This window comes from Nonomuraea basaltis, assembly GCF_005893125.1.
GTDB classification, from domain to species: domain Bacteria; phylum Actinomycetota; class Actinomycetes; order Streptosporangiales; family Streptosporangiaceae; genus Nonomuraea; species Nonomuraea basaltis.
The window spans coordinates 1-3,718 of sequence record NZ_VCJS01000455.1 but is presented as its reverse complement, the minus strand read 5'-3'; the positions used below and the strand labels follow the sequence as shown (position 1 = coordinate 3,718).

The window sequence follows — 3,718 nt, the reverse complement described above, 5'->3', positions numbered from 1 at the left end:
GGGTTCTGAGTGCTCCGCCATGGGGGCCTCGGTCGCGGTGTGGCCGGTAGGGGCCACGGTCCCGGTATGTGCGGCGCTGGCCCGCTCCCAGTGGCCGCGCCACTCGCGCCTGGCCTCCTCGGCGTCCTGCCCCAGCCGGTCGACCGCCAGGACCCGGACGAACTCCCATGTCGTCTCCCAGGTCGGCAGCGCGCTCCCGCGGGCCGCGGCCGCCAGCGACGACTTCGAGGCCGCCGCACCGAGACGCGAGGCCATGTCCGCGAACGACGGATCGCCCGCCCGCTCCTTGAGCTCCCAGAGACGGTGTGCGAGCAGCGCGACGGGGCCGGACTCCGGATCCGGCCGGATCGGCTTGCGCCCTCGCCGGGCCCCCGCCCCTTCGTCCTGCGATTCGGACGACAGCGTCATCCCCCTCTGCTCTGGTCGGTCGCACCACATCCCAGAGCAAAGGAGGCTACCAAAGCCGTGCGCGGCGCGAGTCAAGCACGCGGTCCCCGAACCGCTTGTGGTCAGCGGCCGCGTGCGGGGCGTTCGTGAAGCTCGTCCTCCGCCACGTCGCAGGGATCTGTCGCGGGTTCGATGTGTCGTACGTCGCAGGCCACCCGGTACAGCAGGCTGCGGAAGGTGTCGCGTTCGGCGGGGTCCAGGACGCCTAGGACCTTGTCCTCGGCCTCGCGGACCCGTCGGGCGAGGTCCTTGAAGCTGCGAAGGCCGTCCTCGGTGGCGACGATCTTGCGTTGGCGGCGGTCGGCGGTGTCGACGCGACGTTCGACCAGGCCCGCCTTGACGAGGTCGTCGATGAGGTAGGTCATGACGGTCCGGTCGATGCTCAGATGGCCGGCGAGGGCCAGTTGACTCGGGTGGTCGCCGCTCACGACGGCCGCGAGGGTCATGTATCCGCGCGGACCGTGGGGGAACTCGCCGAGTGCGCTGACGGAGCTGTGGTAAGCGCGCAGCAGGACCGCGAGGGACCAGCCGAAGTCTCCGTCGGTGGGCTGATGGGACTGCGCGGTGTCCATGACAGGAATGATACCGGACAACATGCTGTTGCACACATCATCTGCAAAACATACGATCTGCCTAACCGCGTATTGCCGATGGGAGCTGCACTCATGAACTACGGTCATGGCCTCGAGTTCGGCACGTTCATCACACCGGTGAATGCCTCACCCCAGACTCCTGTGGCGCTCGCGCGGCGCACCGAGGAGCTGGGCTTCGACCTGGTGACGTTCCAGGATCATCCGTACCAGCCAGCGTTTCTGGACACGTGGACGTTGATGGCGTGGGTGGCCGGGCAGACCGAGCGGGTGCGCTTGGCGGGCAACGTGCTGAACCTGCCGTTGCGGTCGCCGGCAGTGCTGGCTCGTTCGGCGGCGAGTCTGGACCTGCTCTCCGGCGGCCGGTTGGAGCTGGCGCTTGGTGCGGGCGCGTTCTGGGACGCGATCCAGGCGATGGGCGGCAAGCGGCGCAGCCCGCGGGAGGCGGTCGAGGCGCTGGCCGAGGCGATCGATGTCATCCGGGGTGTGCTGAACGCGGATGAAACCGCTCCTCTGCGGTTCGCCGGTGACCACTACAGCTTCCCCGCGGTGCAGCGCGGGCCGTTGCCGGCGCACCACATCCCGATCTGGCTGGGCGCCTACAAGCCGCGGATGTTGCGGCTGGTCGGCGCCAAGGCCGATGGGTGGCTGCCCTCACTCGGAGCCTTGAAGCCGGACGAGTTGAGGACCGGGAACAAGATCGTTGACGAGGCGGCGGCCGAGGCGGGTCGCGATCCGTCGGAGATCCGGCGGCTGGTCAACATCTCCGGCCAGTTCGCTGCGAAGCGGGATGGTTTCCTGCGCGGGCCGAGCGAGCAGTGGGTCGAGGAGTTGCTCCCGCTGGTGGTCGAGGACGGCGTCGGCACGTTCATCCTGGCCACGGATGATCCGCGCACGATGGAACAGTTCGCGCGGGAGGTGGCTCCGGCTTTGCGGGAGGCGGTGCACCGGGAGCTGCCGGCGCCGGCTTCGACGGGGAAGGCCAGGAGTGCCGCCGTACGGGCCAAGCGGCGCGAGGGGATCGACTACGACGGCGTGCCGGCGTCGCTGGCCGGCGCCGCGGTCGAGCCGGGTGACATCGGCTATGCCCGGGTGAGATCGACCTACCTGCGGGGCGGGGCGCCGGGTCTCGTGTTGAAGCCGGGCAGCACGGCCGAGGTGGCCGACGCGCTGGCCTTCGCCCGCAGCCACCCGCACCTGCCGCTGGGTGTGCGCAGCGGCGGGCACGGCATCAGCGGCCGCTCCACCAACGACGGTGGCATCGTCATCGACGTGGGCGAACTGAACACCATCGAGGTGCTCGACGAGCACACCCGCCGGGTACGCATCGGCCCGGGGGCACGGTGGAAGCAGGTGGCCGCCGCACTGGACCCGTACGGGTGGGCGTTGACCTCCGGCGACTACGGCGGCGTAGGAGTGGGCGGTCTGGCCACCGCCGGCGGCATCGGACTCCTGGGCCGTAAACATGGCCTGACCCTTGACCACCTGCGCGCCGCGGAGGTGGTGCTCGCCGACGGGTCGGTGGTCCGCGCCAGCGATACCCGGAATCCGGACCTGTTCTGGGCGATCCGCGGCGCCGGGGCGAACTTCGGCATCGTGACCTCCTTCGAGTTCGAGGTCGACGAGGTCAAAGACGTCGGGTGGGCGCAGTTGGTGTTCGACGCCGACGACATCGCCGGCTTCCTGCAACGGTTCGGCCAGGTCGCGTCAAGCGCCCCGCGCGAGACCACCGCCTTCATGGTGATGGGCGCGCGCCGGCCAGGGCAGCCCATGATCGCGCAGGTGTACGCGGTGGTCGACTCCGGCGACCCGGAGGTCGTCGTGGCGCAGTTGCAGCCGTTCGTGCGGATCGCACCGGCCTACGAGCCGCAGGTCATGATCGTCCCGTACGCCGCGGTGATGGCCATGGCATCCGATTCGGAGCATCAAGGACAGGGCGAGCCGGTCTCCCGCTCCGCGTTCGTCAACGCGATCACCCCCGGCTTCGCCGAGACGGTGGCGAGGCAGCTCACCAGCGGCGCCGTCTCCTTCTTCCAGCTACGCACCGTCGGCGGAGCCATCGCCGACGTCGACCCCGAGGCGACCGCCTTCGCCTACCGCGATGCGGCGTTCTCGGTCACCGCGATGGGAGCCGACCGGCATCGCCTGGACACATTGTGGGACCAGTTGAGCGAGCACTTCAACGGGCTGTACCTCAGCTTCGACACCGACCTGCGCCCGCAGCGGGTGGCCGACGCGTTCCCGCCCCCGACGTTACGGCGTCTGCGGGAGCTCAAGCTTCGCTACGACCCGGACAACGTCTTCCGGGACAACTTCAACATCCGTCCCGGCACACCGAGCACATCGAAGGACGCATCATGACCGACTACGGACACGACCTGCGGTTCGGCACCTTCATCACACCCACCGCGTACCCGGTCCGGCAGGCGGTCGACCTGGCGGTGGCGGCCGACCGCGCCGGCCTGGACCTGGTCACCTTCCAGGACCACCCCTACCAGCCGCGGTTCCACGACACCTGGACCCTGCTGTCGTACGTCGCCTCGCAAACCACGAAGGTCCACGTCAGCGGCAACGTGCTCAACCTGCCGCTGCGGCAGCCGGCCGTGCTGGCGCGGGCCGCCGCCAGCCTCGACCTGCTCTCCGGCGGCCGGTTCGAACTCGGCATCGGGGCGGGCGGGTTC

The 3,718-nt window shown here is 69.9% G+C and carries 4 protein-coding genes; 2 read left to right on the top strand and 2 right to left on the bottom strand.

Annotation, left to right across the window (positions count from 1 at the left end; translation table 11 throughout):
- On the bottom strand, positions 1-408 hold a 408-nt coding region (locus EJK15_RS68195), incomplete at its 3' end, for a hypothetical protein (protein ID WP_206062320.1).
- Positions 409-509: 101 nt separating this feature from the next.
- Positions 510-1,019, bottom strand: coding sequence for a MarR family winged helix-turn-helix transcriptional regulator (locus tag EJK15_RS68190; protein WP_138720757.1), 510 nt, complete (start codon positions 1,017-1,019; stop codon positions 510-512).
- A 93-nt stretch (positions 1,020-1,112) separates the two neighbouring features.
- Between EJK15_RS68190 and EJK15_RS68185 the strand changes: the two genes are divergently transcribed.
- Together EJK15_RS68185 and EJK15_RS68180 are read left to right on the top strand one after the other, a co-directional pair.
- On the top strand, positions 1,113-3,398 hold the full coding sequence (locus EJK15_RS68185) for an LLM class flavin-dependent oxidoreductase (RefSeq protein ID WP_138720756.1): 2,286 nt from the start codon (positions 1,113-1,115) through the stop codon (positions 3,396-3,398).
- The coding region (locus tag EJK15_RS68180) for an LLM class flavin-dependent oxidoreductase (protein WP_138720755.1) at positions 3,395-3,718 on the top strand (324 nt) is incomplete at its 3' end. The genes EJK15_RS68185 and EJK15_RS68180, both read left to right, overlap by 4 nt.